This window comes from Streptococcus sp. CF10-1, assembly GCF_024295825.1.
Lineage (GTDB): Bacteria > Bacillota > Bacilli > Lactobacillales > Streptococcaceae > Streptococcus.
On record NZ_JANCPQ010000001.1, the window covers coordinates 432,367 to 451,237 of the forward strand.

Consider the following 18,871-nt stretch of genomic DNA (forward strand, 5'->3'; position numbering starts at 1 on the left):
AATGGATTTCCTATTATTTTTATAAAAAAGTTTGACTTCCGACCTTCTTTCGATTTTAACGTTCATATGACTTTATAAAGGAGTAGAAAATGAAGAATGAAATGCTAGCTTTGATCCTTGCGGGTGGGCAAGGAACTCGTCTCGGAAAACTCACTCAAAGCATTGCCAAACCGGCAGTGCAATTCGGTGGGCGCTACCGTATCATTGACTTTGCTCTTTCCAACTGTGCAAACTCTGGAATCCATAATGTTGGTGTGATTACGCAGTACCAACCTCTTGCTTTGAATAACCATATCGGAAATGGTTCTAGCTGGGGATTGGATGGTATCAGTTCAGGCGTTTCTATTTTACAACCTTATTCAGCCAGCGAAGGAAACCGTTGGTTTGAAGGGACTAGTCACGCTATCTACCAAAACATTGACTACATCGACAGTGTTAATCCTGAGTATGTTTTGATTCTTTCTGGTGACCACATCTACAAGATGGATTACGATGATATGCTTCAGTCCCATAAGGATAACAATGCCAGTTTGACAGTAGCTGTCCTAGACGTACCTCTCAAAGAAGCTAGCCGTTTTGGTATCATGAATACAGATGCCAATAACCGTATCGTTGAATTCGAAGAAAAACCTGCGCAACCTAAGTCTACAAAGGCTTCTATGGGAATTTATATTTTTGACTGGAAACGACTTCGCAATATGCTTGTTGCTGCTGAAAAGAGCAATGTGGATATGTCAGACTTTGGGAAGAACGTTATCCCTAACTATCTCGAGTCTGGTGAAAGTGTCTATGCTTATGAATTTAATGGCTACTGGAAAGACGTTGGTACGATTGAGTCACTTTGGGAAGCCAATATGGAATACATTTCGCCAGAAAATGCCTTGGATAGCCGTAATCGTCAGTGGAAAATTTACTCAAGAAACTTGATCTCACCACCCAACTACTTTGGAGCACACGCACACGTTGAAGATTCATTGGTCGTGGATGGCTGTTTTGTAGATGGCACTGTTAAACGTTCGATTCTTTCAACAGAAGCACAAGTACGTGAAGGTGCGGAAGTCGTTGATTCTGTCATCATGAGCGGGGCTATTATTGGTCATGGAGCAAAGATTACTCGTGCTATTATTGGTGAAGGTGCCATTATTGCAGACGGCGTAGAGATTGACGGAACTGACGAAGTACAAGTAGTAGGATACAATGAAGTAGTGGGGGTAGCAACAGATGAAGATTGATAAATATTCAGCCATTTTAGGAAACACAGTTGGTTTTCATGATATGTCAACGTTAACAGAACACCGTCCGGTAGCTAGCTTGCCTTTCGGTGGGAAATACCGTTTGATTGACTTCCCCCTTTCCAGTCTTGCAAATGCAGGTGTTCGTAGTATCTTTGGTATTTTCCAACAAGATAATATCAGCTCAGTATTCGACCATATCCGTTCAGGTCGTGAGTGGGGCTTGTCCACCCTTCTAAGTCACTACTATCTAGGAATTTATAATACTCGTGTTGAAAGCAGTACAGTTGGAAAAGAGTATTACCAACAACTTCTTACCTACTTGAGACGTTCAGGTTCAAACCAAACAGTTTCGATTAACTGTGATGTGCTGGTGAATATTGACTTGAATCAAGTCTTCCACCTACACAATACAACGAAAGGTCCGATCACAGTTGTATATAAGAAACTTCCGAAGAAAGACATTTCAGATGTGAATGCTATCTTGGAAATTGATGAAACAGACCATGTTCGTTCGCACAAACTCTTTGATAACAAATCTACGGATGAACTCTTCAACATGTCAACAGATATCTTTGTTGTGGATACTCCTTGGTTGATTGAACGACTTGAAGAAGAGGCTCAGAAAGAATATCCTGAAAAGTTACGCTATGTTCTTCGCGATTTAGCTGCAAAAGAAGGAGCTTTTGCTTACGAATACACAGGCTACTTAGCGAACATTCATTCTGTTCAGTCCTATTATCAAGCAAACATCGATATGCTTGAATCTAAAAAATTCTACTCTCTTTTCTCACCAAATCAAAAGATTTATACAAAAGTTAAGAATGAAGAACCAACCTACTATGCGAATACTTCAAAAGTAAGAAGTTCTCAGTTTGCTTCTGGTAGTATCATTGAGGGTGAAGTAGTTCAGTCAGTCCTATCTCGTAACATTTATGTTCATAAAGATAGTGTGGTGAAGGACAGCATTTTATTCCCTCGAGTTGTGATTGGTCAGGGTGCCCAAGTTGAATATGCTATCTTGGACAAGGGTGTTGAAGTTGCGGACGGTGTTGTCATTCGAGGAACAGCAGAACATCCAGTTGTAGTTAAGAAGGGTGAAACAGTAACAGAGGACATTTATTCATGAAAATTTTATTTGTAGCAGCAGAAGGAGCACCCTTTTCAAAAACAGGTGGTTTGGGCGATGTCATTGGTGCACTTCCCAAATCACTTGTAAAAGCGGGGCACGAAGTTGCAGTTTTCTTGCCTTATTATGATATGGTAGAAGCTAAGTTCGGTGACCAGATAGAGGATGTTCTCCACTTTGAAGTTAGTGTAGGATGGCGTAGACAGTACTGTGGTATTAAGAAAACGGTTTTGAATGGCGTAACCTTCTACTTCATTGATAATCAATATTATTTCTTCCGTGGTCATGTGTACGGTGATTTTGACGATGGTGAACGCTTTGCCTTCTTCCAACTGGCTGCTCTTGAAGCCATGGAACGCATCGGCTTTATCCCTGACCTTCTCCATGTACATGATTACCACACAGCCATGATTCCCTTCTTGTTAAAAGAAAAGTACCATTGGATTCAAGCTTATCAAGGAATCAGAACCGTTTTAACCATTCACAATTTGGAATTCCAAGGTCAATTTTCTGAAGGAATGTTATGGGATTTGTTCGGTGTTGGGTTTGAACGCTATGCTGATGGCACCCTTCGCTGGAATGATTGTCTCAATTGGATGAAAGCAGGTATTCTCTACGCGGATCGTGTCTCAACCGTTTCCCCTAGCTATGCGCACGAGATTATGACCAGTCAGTTTGGTTGCGGTTTGGACCAGATTCTTCGGATGGAGTCAGGTAAGGTTTCAGGTATAGTTAATGGTATTGACGCAGATCTTTATAATCCTCAAACAGACCCACTTTTAGACTATCATTTTAATAAAGAAGATTTGTCTGGAAAAGCTCAAAACAAAGCAAAATTGCAAGAGAGAGTTGGGTTACCTGTGCGAGCAGATGTTCCGCTAGTTGGGATTGTCTCTCGATTGACACGCCAAAAAGGTTTTGATGTTGTTGTAGAAAGTTTGCATCGTTTCTTACAGGAGGACGTTCAAATAGTCCTTTTAGGAACAGGTGACCCAGCTTTTGAACATTCCTTCTCTTGGTTTGCTCAAGTCTATCCTGATAAGCTATCAGCAAATATCACTTTTGATGTCAAGCTTGCTCAAGAAATCTACGCAGCTTGTGACCTCTTCCTCATGCCAAGTCGTTTTGAACCATGTGGTTTGTCTCAAATGATGGCGATGCGCTATGGAACTCTACCATTGGTTCATGAAGTGGGTGGCTTGCGTGATACGGTTCAATCCTTCAATCCAATAGAAGGAACTGGAACTGGATTTAGCTTTGATAATTTAACACCTTACTGGCTTAACTGGAGTTTCCAAACAGCCTTGGATGTTTATAAGTACCAGCCGGACGTTTGGAGAAATCTACAAAAACAAGCTATGGAATGCGATTTCTCATGGGATACAGCCTGCAAATCTTACCTGGACTTGTACCATAGTTTAGTCAACTAATAGATAAAATCGTATGATTCTTTCATACGATTTTTGGGCTGTTTAGAAAGGAAAGCTTATGTCTCAAGTAAAAGGCTTGTGTGTCATGGACGTTGACGGCACCCTGATAGCAGAAGAAGTGATTGATCTTTTAGGAAAAGAAGCAGGTTGCGAAGAAGAAATATCGCAGATTACAAGCCAGGCAATGCGAGGTGAACTGGACTTTGAAACAAGCTTACGAGCGAGAGTGGCTTTGTTAAAAGGTCTTCCAGTTTCGGTCTTTGATACTGTCTTCAAATCCATCCATCTGTCCAAGAATGCTCAAGAATTTATCTCCGTACTTCAAAAGAAGGGCATTCTAGTCGGTCTAGTGTCTGGTGGATTTGCACCAATAGTTGAGAGATTAGCAAAATCCCTTGGTATCTCCTATTTCTCTGCCAACCAGTTGGAAGTCAAAGACGGTTTTTTAACAGGTCGACTAGTTGGTGAAATTGTGACAGGTCAAGAAAAACAAGTCACTCTTAAGAGATGGAGAAAGGAATTAGGACTTCCCAAAGAAAGAACGATTGCTATCGGCGATGGTGCCAATGACCTCTTGATGTTAAAGACAGCAGGATGTAGTATTGCATTTTGTGCCAAAGAAGTCGTAAAATCCGAGATAGCTTGCCATGTAGATACGAGGGATTTTTTGGAAGTTCTACCTTTGATTGATTTCTTAGAATGAGAGGGAACTATGAAAATTGTAATTGCACCCGATTCTTTTAAAGAAAGTTTGACGGCAGAAGAGGTAGCTCAAGCTATGAAAAGAGGATTCCAAAAATCGATAGCAGATGTAGAATGTCTGCTTTGCCCTGTAGGTGATGGTGGGGAAGGAACTGTAGACGCTATCCGACATTCTCTTGAACTCGAAGAAAAATGGCAAGAGGTTACGGGACCTTTTGGCCCAAAAGAATCCATGCGCTACTTTCAAAAAGGTCAAATAGCGCTCTTTGAAGTTGCTGACTTGGTTGGTCTTGGGAAGATTCCGCGGGAGAAACGAAATCCCCTTCACATCCAAACCAGAGGTATCGGAGAGTTGATTCGCCATCTCGTTGATCAAGGGATGAAAGAAATCTATATCGGTGTAGGTGGTACGGCTAGTAATGACGGTGGGATAGGCATTGCCGCTGGTTTAGGTTATCGTTTTTATGATAAGAATGGAAAAGAATTGCCAGCTTGCGGTCAGACTTTGCTTGAGTTCGAGTCAGTTTCAGACAGCGAGTTGTATAGGATACCTGAAGATGTGAAAATCCGCATTTTAGCAGATGTCGTGAGTCCTCTATGTGGTCTTCAAGGAGCGACCTATACATTTGGAAAACAAAAGGGCTTGGATCCTGCTTTGTTTGAGACAGTAGATTTGGCTATACAGCGGTTCTATGAAAAATTTTCACCATCAACCCTCTCTCTTAAAGGAGCAGGAGCTGGCGGTGGGATTTCGGCTGGGCTCTGTGCCTTTGCTGAGGCCACTATCGTATCTGGAATTGACACTTGTTTAGATTTGATTGATTTTGATAAGAAAGTTGCAGGGGCAGACTTGGTTATCGTTGGAGAAGGTCGACTGGACAGTCAAAGCTTTGTTGGAAAAGCTCCTATTGGTGTAGCAAAAAGAACCCCTAACGGAGTCCCTGTTATTGCTATTTGTGGTAGTTTTGCTGACGATTTGCCTCCCCTACCATTCGAAAATATACAAGCAGTATTCTCTATCCTAGAGAAAAGTGAACCTTTGGAAGATAGTCTGAAAAATGCAAGTCTCTATTTGGAGCACACAGCTACTAATATTGGTCGTTTGTTAAATTTGAGAAATCATTAACCAAACCATTTTTTCCAGATAGATTTTTTAGGAGCCTCTGCCTTTTTCTCCTCCCAGAGGCTTGAGAAAGCATGTCTAAGGTCCTTTTCGTCTACTTGAACAGGTTCATTTGTATGAATGACAAGACCAAAAGGAGAAGTGATATGGTCGTCTGAAACAATAGTCGCCTGACAGTTGCTTTCCTTTGCTTGCTTTAAGTAAAAGACCTGTTTGTCAAACTCGATATTTGGTGAGATTTTCACAAAAAGTTCCTCTACCTTTTCTTGAAAACCCTCTAAAATAGAGAAAAATCCATGTTCTAATTCAGGACTATTGGCAGTATTAATATCAGCGTAGCCAAGAACTCTTTCCTCAAAAGTGCCGAGATAGCGGCGTTGTTCGTCAGGGTTTAATTTCGGCCCACCATGAGCTTTTTCTAGTAGTTGTTTTGATAAATCTGTCATAAAAACAGTATATCACAAAAATCGCAAGAAAACAGACAAAAGAAAGCGATTACTTTATAAAGTTAAGGAAAATTTGCACAAAGATAACGTTTTTTCTTGAAAAACGCTTATTTTTAAGGTATCATAGAGGTGTAAAAAATTTAACTCAAAGGAGAGTAAAAAATGTCAATTATTACTGATGTTTACGCTCGCGAAGTCCTAGACTCACGCGGTAACCCAACACTTGAAGTAGAAGTTTATACTGAATCAGGTGCTTTCGGACGTGGTATGGTTCCATCAGGAGCTTCTACTGGTGAACACGAAGCAGTTGAACTTCGCGACGGTGACAAATCTCGTTACGGTGGTCTTGGTACACAAAAAGCTGTTGACAACGTAAACAACATCATTGCTGAAGCAATCATCGGCTACGATGTACGTGACCAACAAGCTATCGACCGTGCTATGATCGCACTTGACGGTACTCCTAACAAAGGTAAATTGGGTGCAAACGCAATTCTTGGTGTGTCTATCGCTGTAGCTCGTGCTGCTGCTGACTACCTTGAAATCCCACTTTACAGCTACCTTGGTGGATTCAACACTAAAGTTCTTCCAACTCCAATGATGAACATCATCAACGGTGGTTCTCACTCTGACGCTCCAATCGCTTTCCAAGAATTCATGATTGTACCTGCTGGTGCACCATCATTCAAAGAAGCTCTTCGTTGGGGTGCTGAAATCTTCCACGCTCTTAAGAAAATCCTTAAATCACGTGGTTTGGAAACTGCCGTAGGTGACGAAGGTGGATTCGCTCCTCGTTTCGAAGGAACTGAAGACGGTGTTGAAACTATCCTTGCTGCAATCGAAGCTGCTGGATATGTTCCTGGTAAAGACGTATTTATCGGATTTGACTGTGCTTCATCAGAATTCTACGATAAAGAACGTAAAGTTTACGACTACACTAAATTCGAAGGTGAAGGAGCTGCTGTACGTACTGCTGCAGAACAAATCGACTACCTTGAAGAATTGGTAAACAAATACCCAATCATCACTATCGAAGATGGTATGGACGAAAACGACTGGGACGGTTGGAAAGCTCTTACTGAACGTCTTGGCGGTAAAGTGCAATTGGTTGGTGACGACTTCTTCGTAACAAACACTTCTTACCTTGAAAAAGGTATTGCAGAAGGAGCTGCTAACTCAATCCTTATCAAAGTTAACCAAATCGGTACTCTTACAGAAACATTCGACGCTATCGAAATGGCGAAAGAAGCTGGTTACACTGCTGTTGTATCACACCGTTCAGGTGAAACTGAAGATTCAACAATCGCTGACATCGCAGTTGCAACAAACGCAGGACAAATCAAGACTGGTTCACTTTCACGTACAGACCGTATCGCTAAATACAACCAATTGCTTCGTATCGAAGACCAACTTGGTGAAGTAGCTGAATACCGTGGATTGAAATCATTCTACAACTTGAAAAAATAAAATAGTTCAGTGAACTATTTTATCCCGAACCTTGAAATTCAAAAGTTCGGCCGTTGATTTAACAACGTTTTAAGCCCCTCGGATTTTATCCGAAGGGCTTTTTGTATATAAAGGCAAAAAATAGAAAATAGTTTATGGTATAATAGACAAAAACACTTGAATTAGAAAGAAATTATGTCTAAAGAAATTGATATTGAGTATTACCACCAACTAGCACTGCAAAAGCAGAAGGAGCACCGCAAAGTGTTAGCTAATCTAAAGAAAAAACCTCCTAAAAACTTAGATAAGATTGCGCAGCAGATTCACCAAGAAGTCTTTGCTGAGATTGATTGTACTGCCTGTGCTAACTGTTGCAAGACTTTGGGGCCCGACTTTAAAGAAGCAGATATCACCCGTATCGCTAAGTACTTTAAGATGAAATTACCGGCTTTTGAAGCGGAATTCCTTCAGGTGGATGAAGATGGGGATAAAGTTTTCAAATCCATGCCTTGCCCCTTTCTAGGAGGAGACAATCTCTGCTCAATCTATGATGTTCGTCCCAAGGCCTGTCGTGAATTCCCACATACAGATCGCAAGAAGATTCATCAGATTAATCATCTGACAATCAAAAATACCTTGACCTGCCCAGCAGCCTATCTCTTTGTTGAGAAATTAAAAGATAAATTATAGAATTTACACCTTTAAATCTTGTACAAAGATTCTAGGGTGGAAGTATCCTGTATTTGTTAGAATATAGATAGAATTGAACACGGCCTAAAAGCTATGCGAAAAAGATAGAATTTCCTAGGATCAGAAGCTCCAGCGTCAATTTTCCTATTTTCACTTTGCTTTTAACGACCTTTGTATCTTGTGGAGGTAAGAAAAGAAGAATATGATGCATCAATTCAATCAAACCATGGATTATTTGGAGCAACAACTGACTGGAGAAGTGGATATGAAAAGATTTCAGCAGCTATCGGGCTATTCTTACCCTCTCTTTAGCAGGCTATTTTCTATCCTGGCAGATATGACATTAGCAGAATACTTGCGCAATCGCAGGCTATCAGAAGCTGTGACAGACTTGCGGGAAGGCTCTGAGAAAGTCATTGACATAGCAATGAAATACGGCTATGAGTCTGCTGACGCATTCAGCACAGCCTTCAAGAAATTCCATGGTGCGACCCCCTCAGAAGTTCGAAATGGAAAACCTTATCGGGTCTTTCCTAAGCTTCAATTATCCTTAAAAATCACAGGTGGAAAGAACATGGATATCAAGATTCAAAAGAAGCCTGCATTTACCGTGGCAGGCGTCCTATTGGAAGCTATTGACAATAGCAAATGCCCGTCTGCTTGGGAGTATCTCTATGCTCATCACAGCTTTGAAAGCCTAGAAAGTTTAGGTAGTAGCCAATCCTTTGGCGTCTGCTCGGATGTCAAAGAAGGCGAAATCATCAACTATATGGCTGCTTATGATGTGACGGATAAAACTAAAGCAGAAGAATTGGGTCTGTCAATCAAAGAAATCTCCGAAGCTGAATATGCAATCGTACCAGTCAAAGGCCCTATACCAGCAAGCATCCAACATGCTTGGAAATATGTCTTGGAGGTCTTTTTCCCAGAAACTGGCTATCGCCACTCAGGAGCGCCAGACTTTGAAGTCTATACTGAAGGAGACATGTCGTCACCAGACTATCAAATGGAACTCTGGATACCAGTGATTAAGAACTAGATAATTTTCTGACATTTTATAAAGATGCAAATCGAACTCTGTAGAAGATAGCTTTTACAGAGTTTTTCTTTGTTTGGGATTGGTAATTTCTGAGAAAAACAATAAATTTGATTTTACTTAAATTTAAGTATAAGGAATTTTTTAAGCATTTACTTGTATACTTTTCCAATCATCAAAGAAAGAGGTGTAAATATGAACTATCTAGTTATTCCAGCTTACGAACCTGACTACAATCTCATCAAATTGATTGAAAAGATTCACAACAGGAGCAATTTTTACATCATTGTCATTGATGATGGAAGTTCAGCAGAATGCCAAGACATTTTTGCTCAAGCAGAGGATTTTGCGACGGTGCTTCACCACCAGGTCAATCAAGGAAAAGGTCAAGCTCTGAAAACAGCTTTTGAGCACATTCAGTCTCTCAATAAGCCAGGGACTGTGGTTACAGCAGACGCAGATGGACAGCACAGGATCTGGGACATCTTTCGTAGCTTGACCAAATCAAATGAAAATCCTAATACACTTGTCCTTGGTGTCCGTGCCTTTACTGGCAAGGTTCCCTTGCGTAGTCGCTTTGGAAATAGCTTGACTCGTATCTTGTTTAAACTGCAAACGGGTGTCGCTGTATCCGACACACAGACAGGATTACGTGCCTTTTCAACGGATATGATCCCTTTTATGCTCAAGGTAGAAGGACAACGGTATGAATACGAGATGAACATGCTCCTCGAAGCAAGTCAAGTCTACCCAATCTTAGATGTTCCGATTGAAACAGTCTATATCAACGACAATGAGGCTTCTCACTTCCGACCTATTCGGGATGGCTTGATGATTTATAAAAATATTTTAAAGTTTGCGCTCTCGTCTTTTAGTAGTTTTATCGTAGATTATGTGGTCTACGCTCTCTCTATTCTATGCTTGAGCTTTATTCCGACAGGTCTGCGTGTTCTTCTCTCAAATGGTTTGGCACGTGTGACTAGCTCCATCTTTAACTTTTCTACCAACAAAAAATTGGTCTTCAAGAACAAGGCGAGCAGTTTTAAAACAGGATCAGGCTATTTTGGACTAGCTGTTGGCCTCTTTATCTTAGACACCATCCTGATTCGCCTCTTTAATTCAGGTCTTGGAGTCAATTTGCTGATTGCGAAGATACTTGTCGGAATCATGCTCTTTATCCTCTCTTGGACAGTTCAAACTCGCTTTATTTTCAAAGAAAGGACCTGTAGCCCATTATGAAAGTTTTAAAGAAACCCTATCTATACGCCTCGGTCTTGGGCTTGCTCCTGACAAGCTCCTTTACCTATTCGATGTTGAAGACCTTTGTACTCGCTGAAACGATTTCCACTGTATCCAATGCTGGCTCAACGTCTAACAACGCAGCAGCAAGTCAGGCAGCAAAAAATGCCCAAGTGACGGATACTAGCTATTCAGATGGAAATATCAGTGTCAACCTCACTGAAAAGACTGTGAATGAAACGCAAGTCTATGTGGCAGATATAACCCTTAGTTCATCGGATTATCTAAAAACAGCCCTAGCTCAAAACTCCTATGGAACCAACGTCACAGCTAAAACCTCTGTAACGGCTGCTGAAAACAATGCTATTCTAGCTGTCAACGGTGACTACTATGGAGCTAATAGCTCTGGTTATGTTATCCGTAATGGAGTTGTCTATCGGGACAGTGTCCGTGAAGACGCTAGTAACGGTGACCTTGCCATTTACAAGGACGGCTCCTTTAAAATCATCTACGAGGACCAAGTTTCAGCCGATCAGTTGGTTCAGGACGGTGTCGTCAATCTACTGGCATTTGGTCCGTCTCTAGTTGAGAATGGAGAAATATCCGTTGATACCAATACAGAAGTCGGTCAAGCCATGTCATCGAATCCTCGTACAGCCATCGGGATTATCAATGAAAATCACTACATCATCGTCGTTTCGGATGGTCGTACCGCTGAAAGCAAGGGCTTATCACTTTACCAGATGGCAGAAGTGATGAAATCTTACGGAGTGAAGACGGCCTATAACCTTGATGGTGGTGGTTCCTCAACTCTCTACTTTAACGGTCAGGTAATCAATAAGCCGACTACAGGTGGAAGCAAGATATCAGAAAGGGCGGTGAGTGATATTGTCTACATCGGTTACTAAAATCAAAAACAAACGCCTCAAAAAGACACTCGTTGGCTATAGCCTTCTCACTATTTTCTTCTTTGCATTTAGCCGTATCTACGAGTCCCTTAGTTTTGGGGAGACGTCGCTTCATATGCACTATCTCTTTGCAGTTCCTCTACTAGGGGGCATAGTTCTAGCATTATTGTTGAAAATCATGCCAAACTTAGGACGAATCAGCCTAAACTCGTGGAACTCGGCAGTTGCAATCCTAACAGCTGGAATGCTCTTTCGAGGAATTGTCAATCTATCAGGTCGTTCAACGACCTTAGATCAACCCTACTGGTATGTTGGCCTAGCCTTTGCTATTTTGGCTATCGCCTCGCTTTTCTTTCATAAGAAACACAGTAAGGAATTAGCTTAAAAATTGAAAACTGGTTGTTGAGAAAAACAGCCAGTTTTCTTGTTGAAGTTCATGACTATAGATCACAAATACCCATATTTTTTGTTTGGATATTATGGGGCATGAGAATAGTTTTCTCGGTATACTAGTCTCATAGAAGATAAGGAGGCAGGAATATGCAGATGTATTTTGGAGATGTATCACTTTGTTATAGCTATTCATTGGCAATGGCACTGGATGCCTATGGCTATGACTTTAAAGCAGACTTTCTAGAGGCAATCATGGTGATGGGAAATGGCGCTAGTATCGTAAAGGAAGATGACCAGCACCCTCTAGTATTCTTTGATAACGGAATGCCAGATCTTTCCATCTCCCATTCCTTAAAAATACTTGGGTTTGACTATGAGGACTTCTATCTAAAGGATGGAGCGGAAGTAGATTTGGAAGAGATAAAAAGAAAGTTGGAAACCTTTCTGACTAATGGACCTGTCGTACTGGGACCTCTTGATATGGGCCATCTGACTTACAATCCTAATCATACAATCCTTTATGGTGTGGATCACTTCGTAACCGTGTATGACATTGATCATCAGCACCTCTATTTGCATGATCCAGCTGGTTTTGCCTGCATGAAGGTTGCTTTTAATGACATATTAGAAGCCTGGAAGGCAGAGACTATTGACTATAAGCGTGGAGCTTATTCCATGTGGGGAAATTTTAAGAAGGTCAAGAGTCCTAGTCAGACTGAAATCTATCAGGAAACAGCAAGGATTATGAAAAACCGATATCTGAATGGTCAAAGTGGTGTTTTGGAATGTTATGCAAAAGCAGTTGCTGAAAACGGCTTAAATACCGAGCAAAAACAATTGCATCAGTACTTCAGCTTTAAACTTGCTGCTGTTCGAAATCTCTATCTCAGTAAATTCTTAAAAGATCATGATTCCGAAGGAGCAAGATTAAAAGAGAAATTAGCTGCTTTATTTGGCCAAGCCCATCTTTCATGTTTAAAAGAAGATTATCAAGGACTAGCCCGCTTGCTCTATCAAATAGCAGAAGTGGATGGTCGCTTTAAAGATTTATATGTAAATAAACAAGTTTAGGGACGCTCCTAACTTTAATAAAATGGCCAGTAAAAGCAGTTTTTCGTAAAATGAAGAACTGCTTTTTGATTATGGTATAATGAAGTGAGGAAATAGCTTATTCTACTTGAAAATGAAGGGAGACCGCCTATGCCTAGACCAAAAACAAAAGAGGAATTAGTGCTAGCCTCTAAGGAAAATTATGAGAAGCTCAATCTCCTCATTTCTCAGTTGAGTCAGGAAGAGTTGAAGATTCCATTTGATTTTTCAAAAGACCAAAAGAAAAAAGAAGCTCACTGGAAAAGAGATAAAAATCAACGGGATGTCCTGATCCATCTCTATGAATGGCATCAGTTACTTTTGACCTGGGTAGATTCTAATCAAACAGGTCATGAGAGACCTTTTCTCCCTGAGCCTTATAATTGGAAAACTTATGGGGAAATGAATGTCGCTTTTTGGAAGAAGCACCAGAGAACGTCCTTAGAAGAAGCCACCAAACTCCTCAATCAATCGCATAAAGAGGTTTTAGAGTTGATGGAAGGCTTCAGCAATGACCAACTCTTTACCAAAGGTATCTATAAATGGACGGGTGGGACAAGTCTAGGCTCCTACTTTGTGAGTGCCACCTCCAGTCACTATGACTGGGCTCTGAAAAAACTCAAAGCTCATCAGAAAAATTGTAAGAAACGTTAATTGAAGTGCTCATGAGGTTTAGAAAAGGTTCTTCTAAGCTACGAATAGCTTCATTCTCGTGATTTTTGATTTATTCTAGCTTTAGAATCCTTCAAAAATTAAAATTTAAAGCTGTCATAGACTTAGAATAGCCCTTAAACATTTATTTTATAGTAATTCTAAGTTTAGAATTACAATGATATTAAAACAATCAGACTGTTCGATTCTTAGAATGCCTTCATTCTGAGAAATGTTGACTAGAAAATCCTTAGAATGCTTTTTTTCTGATATAGGATGATAGATAAATAGGGGAGATAATGATCATACAAAAAGTGAAAGTTAGAAAAGAGTTAGTGTCCCTCTGTTTGGGGGAGTTCACAGCCGTCCTATCCTTTTGGTTTTGTTTTTTCCTTTTGAAAAATCGGCTTAGTGATTGGAATGGTTTGATCTCTATTCTTTATCCTTTGTCTTTACTGACATTTATATTGCTTCAAGGAACGATATATTTGATGTGTGGGAAGTCGATAGGTTGGACTGATTCCAGCTAAGATATCTTCCAGCTGATTTCTATGGGTGATAAAGTTAAAACATATTTGGCAGGTCTGATAATATAAAAGAGAAATGGAGATTGGTATTATGTTGAAAGAAAAATATGGAGGTTTATTTCATATATCGGATGATGACTACGAAAAAACTGCTACCCACTATGATGAGTATTTAGCAATTTTCCATAACTTAGTGCAAGGTGATATATTTGATACCGATAATCTAAGAGAACGGATTGAGAAATCAAATCCATGGAAAAATTCTGGTTACTCTGATGGTAAGTATGAATTCATTAGCTTGGCTGGTACGGATTGTGATATCCTTGCTCCCTTGTTGATTGATAATATTGAGAATAGTCAACAAGAAGATGCTAAAGAGGTAATACAAGCAAGATTTAAAGATTTTGAGCATGCTTTTGATGGCAATTTTATTAATCCACGAGTTATTCTATTGGGAATCAATCCTAAAATGTCTTCCGAACATGATTCGTATGGATTAAAAGATACCGTATATAAAGAACCCTTTAATACAAATCGTCCAATCCTTGAAAATGATTACTATTATGGCGATAGTAGTATTTTCTACGCTAAAATGAAGGAACATAAAGAACATCAAGCTCTCAAAGATATTCATTCAAAAATGATTAGTAACGAGGATGAAGTAACGCCTGTAGCTCTTTGGGAATTTTTTCCTTATGCATCCGAGGGAGAAACTGTTTGGCAGAAGGGCTACTCAATCTCTAAGTCGCTTAAACGATATTTTCAATTAAAGGAAATATTACTTAGTCAAATTTGGATGGTATGCTTGTTAACTTATACAATAAAACATTCAGAAAAACATTCAGAAAAATTATTCTTGTTTTTAAGAAAGAATAACCAGGACTTTCGAAGTCACTTCTTAAACAAATATTTTGAAGCAATTCAAATAATGAATAAGGAAAACATAAAAGTTTTATCAAAGAAATCAGGTTCATCGAAATATCTCTCAAATGGTAATGTGAAACCATTCTTTAAAGAATCATTGACAAATGTTCGAACAGATACTGTCGAAAAATTCTTTAAAGATTTATGGGGCATTTCATCAAGCACTGAGTAGCAAAAGAGAACAATACGACAACAATTGATTTCAATAAAGTATGCCGATAGGTTGTCCATAGTAGCGAAAAGTTATATATTCTTGTCGTATTATATGGAGGGGATACTAGCATCAATTATTTGAATTTGGAATCACATAAAATTTTAACTTGCTCTTTAGAAAGGAAACTCAATGTCCTACAAATTTCTACTCTTCGATCTTGACCATACTCTTCTTGATTTTGATGCTGCTGAGGATGTGGCTTTGACGCAACTTCTAAAGGAAGAAGGAGTTGCGAACATTCAAACCTATAAAGACTATTATGTTCCTATGAACAAGGCTCTCTGGAAGGACTTGGAGCAAAAGAAAATCAGTAAACAAGAACTGGTTAACACGCGCTTTTCTCGTCTATTTGCCCATTTTGGACAGGAAAAAGACGGTAGGTTACTTGCCCAGCGTTATCAATTTTACTTAGCCCAACAGGGACAAACTCTTTCGGGTGCTCATGAACTCTTGGACAGCCTCATCGAACGTGATTATGACTTGTATGCTGCGACAAATGGCATTACTGCCATTCAGACGGGACGTTTGGCTCAATCTGGTCTGGCTCCCTATTTCAACCAAGTCTTTATCTCCGAGCAATTGCAAACGCAAAAGCCTGATGCACTATTCTATGAAAAAATCGGTCAGCAGATTGCAGGATTTGATAAAGAAAAGGCCCTGATGATTGGAGATTCCCTAACATCTGATATTCAAGGTGGCAATAATTCTGGAATTGACACTATATGGTACAATCCCCATCATCTGGAAAATCACACACAAGCCCAGCCGACTTATGAAGTTCATTCTTACCAAGACTTACTGGATTGTTTGGATACTATCTAGTGCTGTTCCTAAGAGGTGTTGATGTGGAAACTAAAATCATTGAAGAGATTGACAACGTACTAAATATCATCGAACAGTATCAGTTAAAAGGTGTGGTTGCCCAAGTAAATTCGTTAAAAGAGTTAAAGTATATCATAAGCAATCATATAGAGCTAAGTACTCGAGAGAAGATGAATATCCACTATTCACTCTTTCTCCCTAGGGGTGGTTTATCTGAACTCTACTATATGGACGCTAATCGTGAACGGATGATGTCTGTAAATAAACAACTTTCCTATGCTATTGATACAATCGAAAAGTTTTTAATGGCTGGTTGATACTGTGAATACTCATGTCAAATAATAGGGTCAATAACAGTATATATAAGAACTGTAAAAAGTGGTTTAGATAGCCACTTTTTGCTATAATAGAAGCAGTAAAAACGAAGGAGTTGGCGATGCAACACTCATCTTGGCATACTTTGATTAAGGAGCAATTACCTGAGGGTTATTTTGGGAAAATCAATAAATTTATGAACCAGATCTATGCTCAGGGAATTGTTTATCCACCTAAGGAAAAGGTTTTTCAGGCTCTATTGACTACACCGCTTGAAGAAGTTAAGGTGGTGATTCTAGGGCAAGACCCCTATCACGGGCCAGGTCAGGCTCAGGGCTTGAGTTTTTCTGTTCCTGACTCTATCCCAGCTCCGCCATCCTTGCAAAATATCTTGAAAGAATTGTCAGATGACATCGGCGTTAAGAAATCCCATGATTTAACTGCTTGGGCTGAACAAGGAGTCTTACTTCTCAATGCTTGTTTGACCGTTCCTGCTGGGCATGCCAATGGTCATGCTGGGCAGATATGGGAGCCTTTTACAGATGCTGTGATTCGGGTTGTCAATCATCTAGATAGACCTGTAGTCTTTGTACTCTGGGGCGCTTATGCACGCAAGAAGAAGGCCTTGGTTACCAATCCACACCACTTGATTATCGAATCAGCCCATCCCAGTCCTTTATCTGTTTTCAGAGGATTTTGGGGTTCCAAGCCTTTTTCCAAGGCTAATGCATTTTTAAAAGAGACAGGACAAGTGCCAATCGATTGGCTTAGATAAGGAGAAATTATGCCTCAGTTAGCGACGATTTGCTACATTGATAACGGAAAAGAACTGCTCATGCTGCATCGCAATAAAAAGCCCAATGATGTCCATGAAGGCAAATGGATTGGTGTGGGTGGTAAGCTAGAACGAGGTGAGACTCCTCAGGAGTGCGCAGCGCGTGAAATCCTCGAAGAGACCGGCCTCAAAGCCAAGCCAGTTCTAAAAGGAGTCATCACTTTTCCAGAATTCACGCCAGATTTAGACTGGTACACCTATGTTTTTAAGGTGACAGAGTTTGAAGGTGAGTTGATTGACTGCAATGAGGGGACGCTAGAATGGGTTCCCTATGATGAAGTTTTGAGCAAGCCAACTTGGGAGGGTGACCACACCTTTGTTGAGTGGCTTTTAGAGGACAAACCCTTCTTTTCAGCTAAGTTTGTTTATGATGGGGATAAATTGTTGGATACTCAAGTTGATTTCTATGAATAAAGGAGAAAGCAGATGTTATTAATCAAAAATGGTCGTGTAATGGATCCCAAGTCTGGTTTGGATCAAGTGTGTGATGTTTTGATCCAAGATGGGAAAATTGTCAAAATTGCGTCTGAAATCAAGAAAGAAGGAGCAGGGATGCTTGATGCTACAGGTCTTGTGGTTGCACCTGGACTAGTGGATATTCATGTCCATTTCCGTGAACCTGGTCAAACCCACAAGGAAGATATCCATACGGGTGCCCTAGCAGCTGCTGCAGGTGGTTTTACAACGGTTGTCATGATGGCTAATACCAATCCAACCATCTCAACCGTGGATACTTTGCAAGAAGTTCTCCAGTCTGCTGCCAAGGAAAAGATTAACGTCAAAACGGTTGCAACTATTACCAAGAACTTTAATGGTAAAGACTTGACTGACTTTAAGGCGCTTTTAGAAGCAGGTGCCGTTGGTTTCTCAGATGACGGTATTCCACTCGAAAGCAGCAAGGTTCTCAAAGAAGCCTTGGAAACTGCTAAAAAACTTGGCACCTTTGTTTGTCTACACGAGGAAGATCCCGGCTTGAACGGTATTCTTGGCTTTAATGAAAACATCGCTAAAGACCACTTCAAGATCTGTGGTGCGACAGGGGTAGCAGAATACGCTATGATTGCGCGTGATGTCATGATTGCGTACGCCACTAAAGCACATGTTCATATTCAGCATTTGTCTAAGGAGGAAAGTGTCAAAGTAGTAGAGTTTGCTCAAGGTTTGGGGGCCCAAGTCACAGCAGAAGTGGCACCACAACATTTTTCTAAGACAGAAACTCTTCTTTTAACTCAAGGTAGCAATGCCAAAATGAACCCTCCGCTTCGTTTGGAGTCAGACCGCCGTGCCGTTATCGAGGGCCTCAAGTCAGGCGTCATCACTGTGATTGCGACAGACCACGCGCCTCACCATGCAGATGAGAAAAATGTAGAAGATATCACCAAAGCGCCATCTGGTATGACTGGCTTGGAAACCTCTCTTTCTCTTGGTTTGACTTATTTGGTGGAAGCTGGTGAGCTAAGCTTGATGGAATTGCTTGAAAAAATGACTGTCAATCCAGCCAAACTTTACAACTTTGAAGCAGGCAACTTAGCTGAAAATGGTCCAGCGGATATCACTATCTTTGATGACAAGGCTGATCGGACTGTTGGTCCAAACTTCGCTTCAAAATCAGCCAATTCTCCATTTATCGGGGAAACTTTAAAAGGGCAGGTCAAATATACTATCTGTAAGGGACAAATCGTCTATCAAAACTAGATGGGACTCTGCTCTATAAACTATA

Annotated in this window: 20 protein-coding genes and 1 pseudogene; 20 read left to right on the forward strand and 1 reads right to left on the reverse strand. The window is 40.4% G+C overall.

Going from position 1 to position 18,871, the window contains the following annotated elements; genetic code table 11:
* The first annotated feature begins 89 nt into the window (after window positions 1-89).
* The 5 genes from NMM25_RS02150 to NMM25_RS02170 are packed head-to-tail and all read left to right on the forward strand — an operon-like array spanning window position 90 to window position 5,619.
* Entirely contained in the window at window positions 90-1,232 is a 1,143-nt protein-coding gene (locus tag NMM25_RS02150; protein WP_049536437.1) for a glucose-1-phosphate adenylyltransferase, read from the forward strand.
* Window positions 1,222-2,361, forward strand: coding sequence for a glucose-1-phosphate adenylyltransferase subunit GlgD (gene glgD / locus NMM25_RS02155; RefSeq protein WP_000687048.1), 1,140 nt, complete (start codon window positions 1,222-1,224; stop codon window positions 2,359-2,361). The genes NMM25_RS02150 and glgD overlap by 11 nt, the downstream gene beginning before the upstream one ends.
* Complete coding sequence (gene glgA / locus NMM25_RS02160) at window positions 2,358-3,791, forward strand: glycogen synthase GlgA (protein WP_217970778.1); 1,434 nt, start codon at window positions 2,358-2,360, stop codon at window positions 3,789-3,791. The genes glgD and glgA overlap by 4 nt, the downstream gene beginning before the upstream one ends.
* A 58-nt stretch (window positions 3,792-3,849) precedes the next feature.
* On the forward strand, window positions 3,850-4,494 hold the full coding sequence (serB, locus tag NMM25_RS02165) for a phosphoserine phosphatase SerB (RefSeq protein WP_254735799.1): 645 nt from the start codon (window positions 3,850-3,852) through the stop codon (window positions 4,492-4,494).
* 9 nt (window positions 4,495-4,503) lie between these two features.
* The gene (locus NMM25_RS02170) at window positions 4,504-5,619 is read left to right on the forward strand and encodes a glycerate kinase (protein WP_254735800.1); all 1,116 of its coding nucleotides are present in this window, start codon (window positions 4,504-4,506) and stop codon (window positions 5,617-5,619) included.
* On the opposite strand, the gene NMM25_RS02175 is transcribed toward NMM25_RS02170, so the two are convergent.
* On the reverse strand, window positions 5,616-6,062 hold the full coding sequence (locus NMM25_RS02175; protein WP_254735801.1) for a DUF1694 domain-containing protein: 447 nt from the start codon (window positions 6,060-6,062) through the stop codon (window positions 5,616-5,618). The two genes, NMM25_RS02170 and NMM25_RS02175, sit on opposite strands and share 4 nt — an antisense overlap.
* A 162-nt stretch (window positions 6,063-6,224) precedes the next feature.
* On the opposite strand from NMM25_RS02175, the gene eno reads away from it, so the two are divergent.
* The 15 genes and pseudogenes from eno to NMM25_RS02250 all read left to right on the forward strand — a co-directional run bounded on the left by eno (window position 6,225) and on the right by NMM25_RS02250 (window position 18,846).
* Window positions 6,225-7,529 (forward strand): surface-displayed alpha-enolase, encoded by a 1,305-nt coding sequence (eno, locus tag NMM25_RS02180; protein WP_000022821.1) that lies wholly within the window; start codon window positions 6,225-6,227, stop codon window positions 7,527-7,529.
* Between the two features lie 174 nt (window positions 7,530-7,703).
* The gene (locus tag NMM25_RS02185) at window positions 7,704-8,198 is read left to right on the forward strand and encodes a YkgJ family cysteine cluster protein (RefSeq protein WP_000031476.1); all 495 of its coding nucleotides are present in this window, start codon (window positions 7,704-7,706) and stop codon (window positions 8,196-8,198) included.
* 202 nt (window positions 8,199-8,400) lie between these two features.
* Window positions 8,401-9,237, forward strand: a complete 837-nt coding sequence (locus NMM25_RS02190) for an AraC family transcriptional regulator (protein WP_254735802.1) — start codon at window positions 8,401-8,403, stop codon at window positions 9,235-9,237.
* 192 nt (window positions 9,238-9,429) lie between these two features.
* Window positions 9,430-10,473 (forward strand): bifunctional glycosyltransferase family 2/GtrA family protein, encoded by a 1,044-nt coding sequence (locus NMM25_RS02195; protein WP_254735803.1) that lies wholly within the window; start codon window positions 9,430-9,432, stop codon window positions 10,471-10,473.
* Entirely contained in the window at window positions 10,470-11,381 is a 912-nt protein-coding gene (locus NMM25_RS02200) for a phosphodiester glycosidase family protein (protein WP_254735804.1), read from the forward strand. The genes NMM25_RS02195 and NMM25_RS02200 overlap by 4 nt, the downstream gene beginning before the upstream one ends.
* Window positions 11,356-11,766, forward strand: coding sequence for a hypothetical protein (locus tag NMM25_RS02205; RefSeq protein WP_254735805.1), 411 nt, complete (start codon window positions 11,356-11,358; stop codon window positions 11,764-11,766). Before NMM25_RS02200 ends, NMM25_RS02205 begins: the two co-directional genes overlap by 26 nt.
* A 155-nt stretch (window positions 11,767-11,921) precedes the next feature.
* Window positions 11,922-12,845, forward strand: coding sequence for a peptidase (locus tag NMM25_RS02210; protein ID WP_254735806.1), 924 nt, complete (start codon window positions 11,922-11,924; stop codon window positions 12,843-12,845).
* Between the two features lie 129 nt (window positions 12,846-12,974).
* Complete coding sequence (locus NMM25_RS02215; protein ID WP_254735807.1) at window positions 12,975-13,517, forward strand: ClbS/DfsB family four-helix bundle protein; 543 nt, start codon at window positions 12,975-12,977, stop codon at window positions 13,515-13,517.
* 284 nt (window positions 13,518-13,801) lie between these two features.
* Window positions 13,802-14,002: pseudogene (locus NMM25_RS02220) on the forward strand (hypothetical protein); the annotation flags it as partial.
* A gap of 130 nt (window positions 14,003-14,132) precedes the next feature.
* Entirely contained in the window at window positions 14,133-15,137 is a 1,005-nt protein-coding gene (locus NMM25_RS02225; protein WP_254735808.1) for a hypothetical protein, read from the forward strand.
* Window positions 15,138-15,308: 171 nt separating this feature from the next.
* Window positions 15,309-16,001 (forward strand): YjjG family noncanonical pyrimidine nucleotidase, encoded by a 693-nt coding sequence (locus NMM25_RS02230; RefSeq protein WP_125414557.1) that lies wholly within the window; start codon window positions 15,309-15,311, stop codon window positions 15,999-16,001.
* Window positions 16,001-16,318: a hypothetical protein gene (locus tag NMM25_RS02235; RefSeq protein ID WP_254735809.1), complete on the forward strand. Its 318-nt coding sequence runs from the start codon at window positions 16,001-16,003 to the stop codon at window positions 16,316-16,318. The genes NMM25_RS02230 and NMM25_RS02235 overlap by 1 nt, the downstream gene beginning before the upstream one ends.
* Window positions 16,319-16,437: 119 nt before the next feature.
* Window positions 16,438-17,091: a uracil-DNA glycosylase gene (locus NMM25_RS02240; protein ID WP_254735810.1), complete on the forward strand. Its 654-nt coding sequence runs from the start codon at window positions 16,438-16,440 to the stop codon at window positions 17,089-17,091.
* Between the two features lie 9 nt (window positions 17,092-17,100).
* The gene (locus NMM25_RS02245; protein WP_001135775.1) at window positions 17,101-17,565 is read left to right on the forward strand and encodes an 8-oxo-dGTP diphosphatase; all 465 of its coding nucleotides are present in this window, start codon (window positions 17,101-17,103) and stop codon (window positions 17,563-17,565) included.
* A 12-nt stretch (window positions 17,566-17,577) separates the two neighbouring features.
* A complete protein-coding gene (locus NMM25_RS02250) occupies window positions 17,578-18,846 on the forward strand; it encodes a dihydroorotase (RefSeq protein ID WP_254735811.1) in 1,269 nt (422 codons plus the stop codon).
* Window positions 18,847-18,871 lie beyond the last annotated feature (25 nt).

Excerpts from the sequence above, each read along its gene's own strand:
- NMM25_RS02190 (WP_254735802.1), top strand. The coding sequence starts at position 8,401 with ATGATGCATCAATTCAATCAAACCATGGATTATTTGGAGCAACAACTG.
- NMM25_RS02225 (WP_254735808.1), top strand. The coding sequence starts at position 14,133 with ATGTTGAAAGAAAAATATGGAGGTTTATTTCATATATCGGATGATGAC.
- glgA (WP_217970778.1), top strand. The coding sequence starts at position 2,358 with ATGAAAATTTTATTTGTAGCAGCAGAAGGAGCACCCTTTTCAAAAACA.
- NMM25_RS02185 (WP_000031476.1), top strand. The coding sequence starts at position 7,704 with ATGTCTAAAGAAATTGATATTGAGTATTACCACCAACTAGCACTGCAA.
- NMM25_RS02175 (WP_254735801.1), bottom strand. The coding sequence starts at position 6,062 with ATGACAGATTTATCAAAACAACTACTAGAAAAAGCTCATGGTGGGCCG.
- NMM25_RS02170 (WP_254735800.1), top strand. The coding sequence starts at position 4,504 with ATGAAAATTGTAATTGCACCCGATTCTTTTAAAGAAAGTTTGACGGCA.
- serB (WP_254735799.1), top strand. The coding sequence starts at position 3,850 with ATGTCTCAAGTAAAAGGCTTGTGTGTCATGGACGTTGACGGCACCCTG.
- NMM25_RS02245 (WP_001135775.1), top strand. The coding sequence starts at position 17,101 with ATGCCTCAGTTAGCGACGATTTGCTACATTGATAACGGAAAAGAACTG.
- NMM25_RS02215 (WP_254735807.1), top strand. The coding sequence starts at position 12,975 with ATGCCTAGACCAAAAACAAAAGAGGAATTAGTGCTAGCCTCTAAGGAA.
- NMM25_RS02200 (WP_254735804.1), top strand. The coding sequence starts at position 10,470 with ATGAAAGTTTTAAAGAAACCCTATCTATACGCCTCGGTCTTGGGCTTG.
- NMM25_RS02250 (WP_254735811.1), top strand. The coding sequence starts at position 17,578 with ATGTTATTAATCAAAAATGGTCGTGTAATGGATCCCAAGTCTGGTTTG.
- NMM25_RS02240 (WP_254735810.1), top strand. The coding sequence starts at position 16,438 with ATGCAACACTCATCTTGGCATACTTTGATTAAGGAGCAATTACCTGAG.
- NMM25_RS02195 (WP_254735803.1), top strand. The coding sequence starts at position 9,430 with ATGAACTATCTAGTTATTCCAGCTTACGAACCTGACTACAATCTCATC.
- NMM25_RS02210 (WP_254735806.1), top strand. The coding sequence starts at position 11,922 with ATGCAGATGTATTTTGGAGATGTATCACTTTGTTATAGCTATTCATTG.
- NMM25_RS02230 (WP_125414557.1), top strand. The coding sequence starts at position 15,309 with ATGTCCTACAAATTTCTACTCTTCGATCTTGACCATACTCTTCTTGAT.
- eno (WP_000022821.1), top strand. The coding sequence starts at position 6,225 with ATGTCAATTATTACTGATGTTTACGCTCGCGAAGTCCTAGACTCACGC.
- glgD (WP_000687048.1), top strand. The coding sequence starts at position 1,222 with ATGAAGATTGATAAATATTCAGCCATTTTAGGAAACACAGTTGGTTTT.
- NMM25_RS02150 (WP_049536437.1), top strand. The coding sequence starts at position 90 with ATGAAGAATGAAATGCTAGCTTTGATCCTTGCGGGTGGGCAAGGAACT.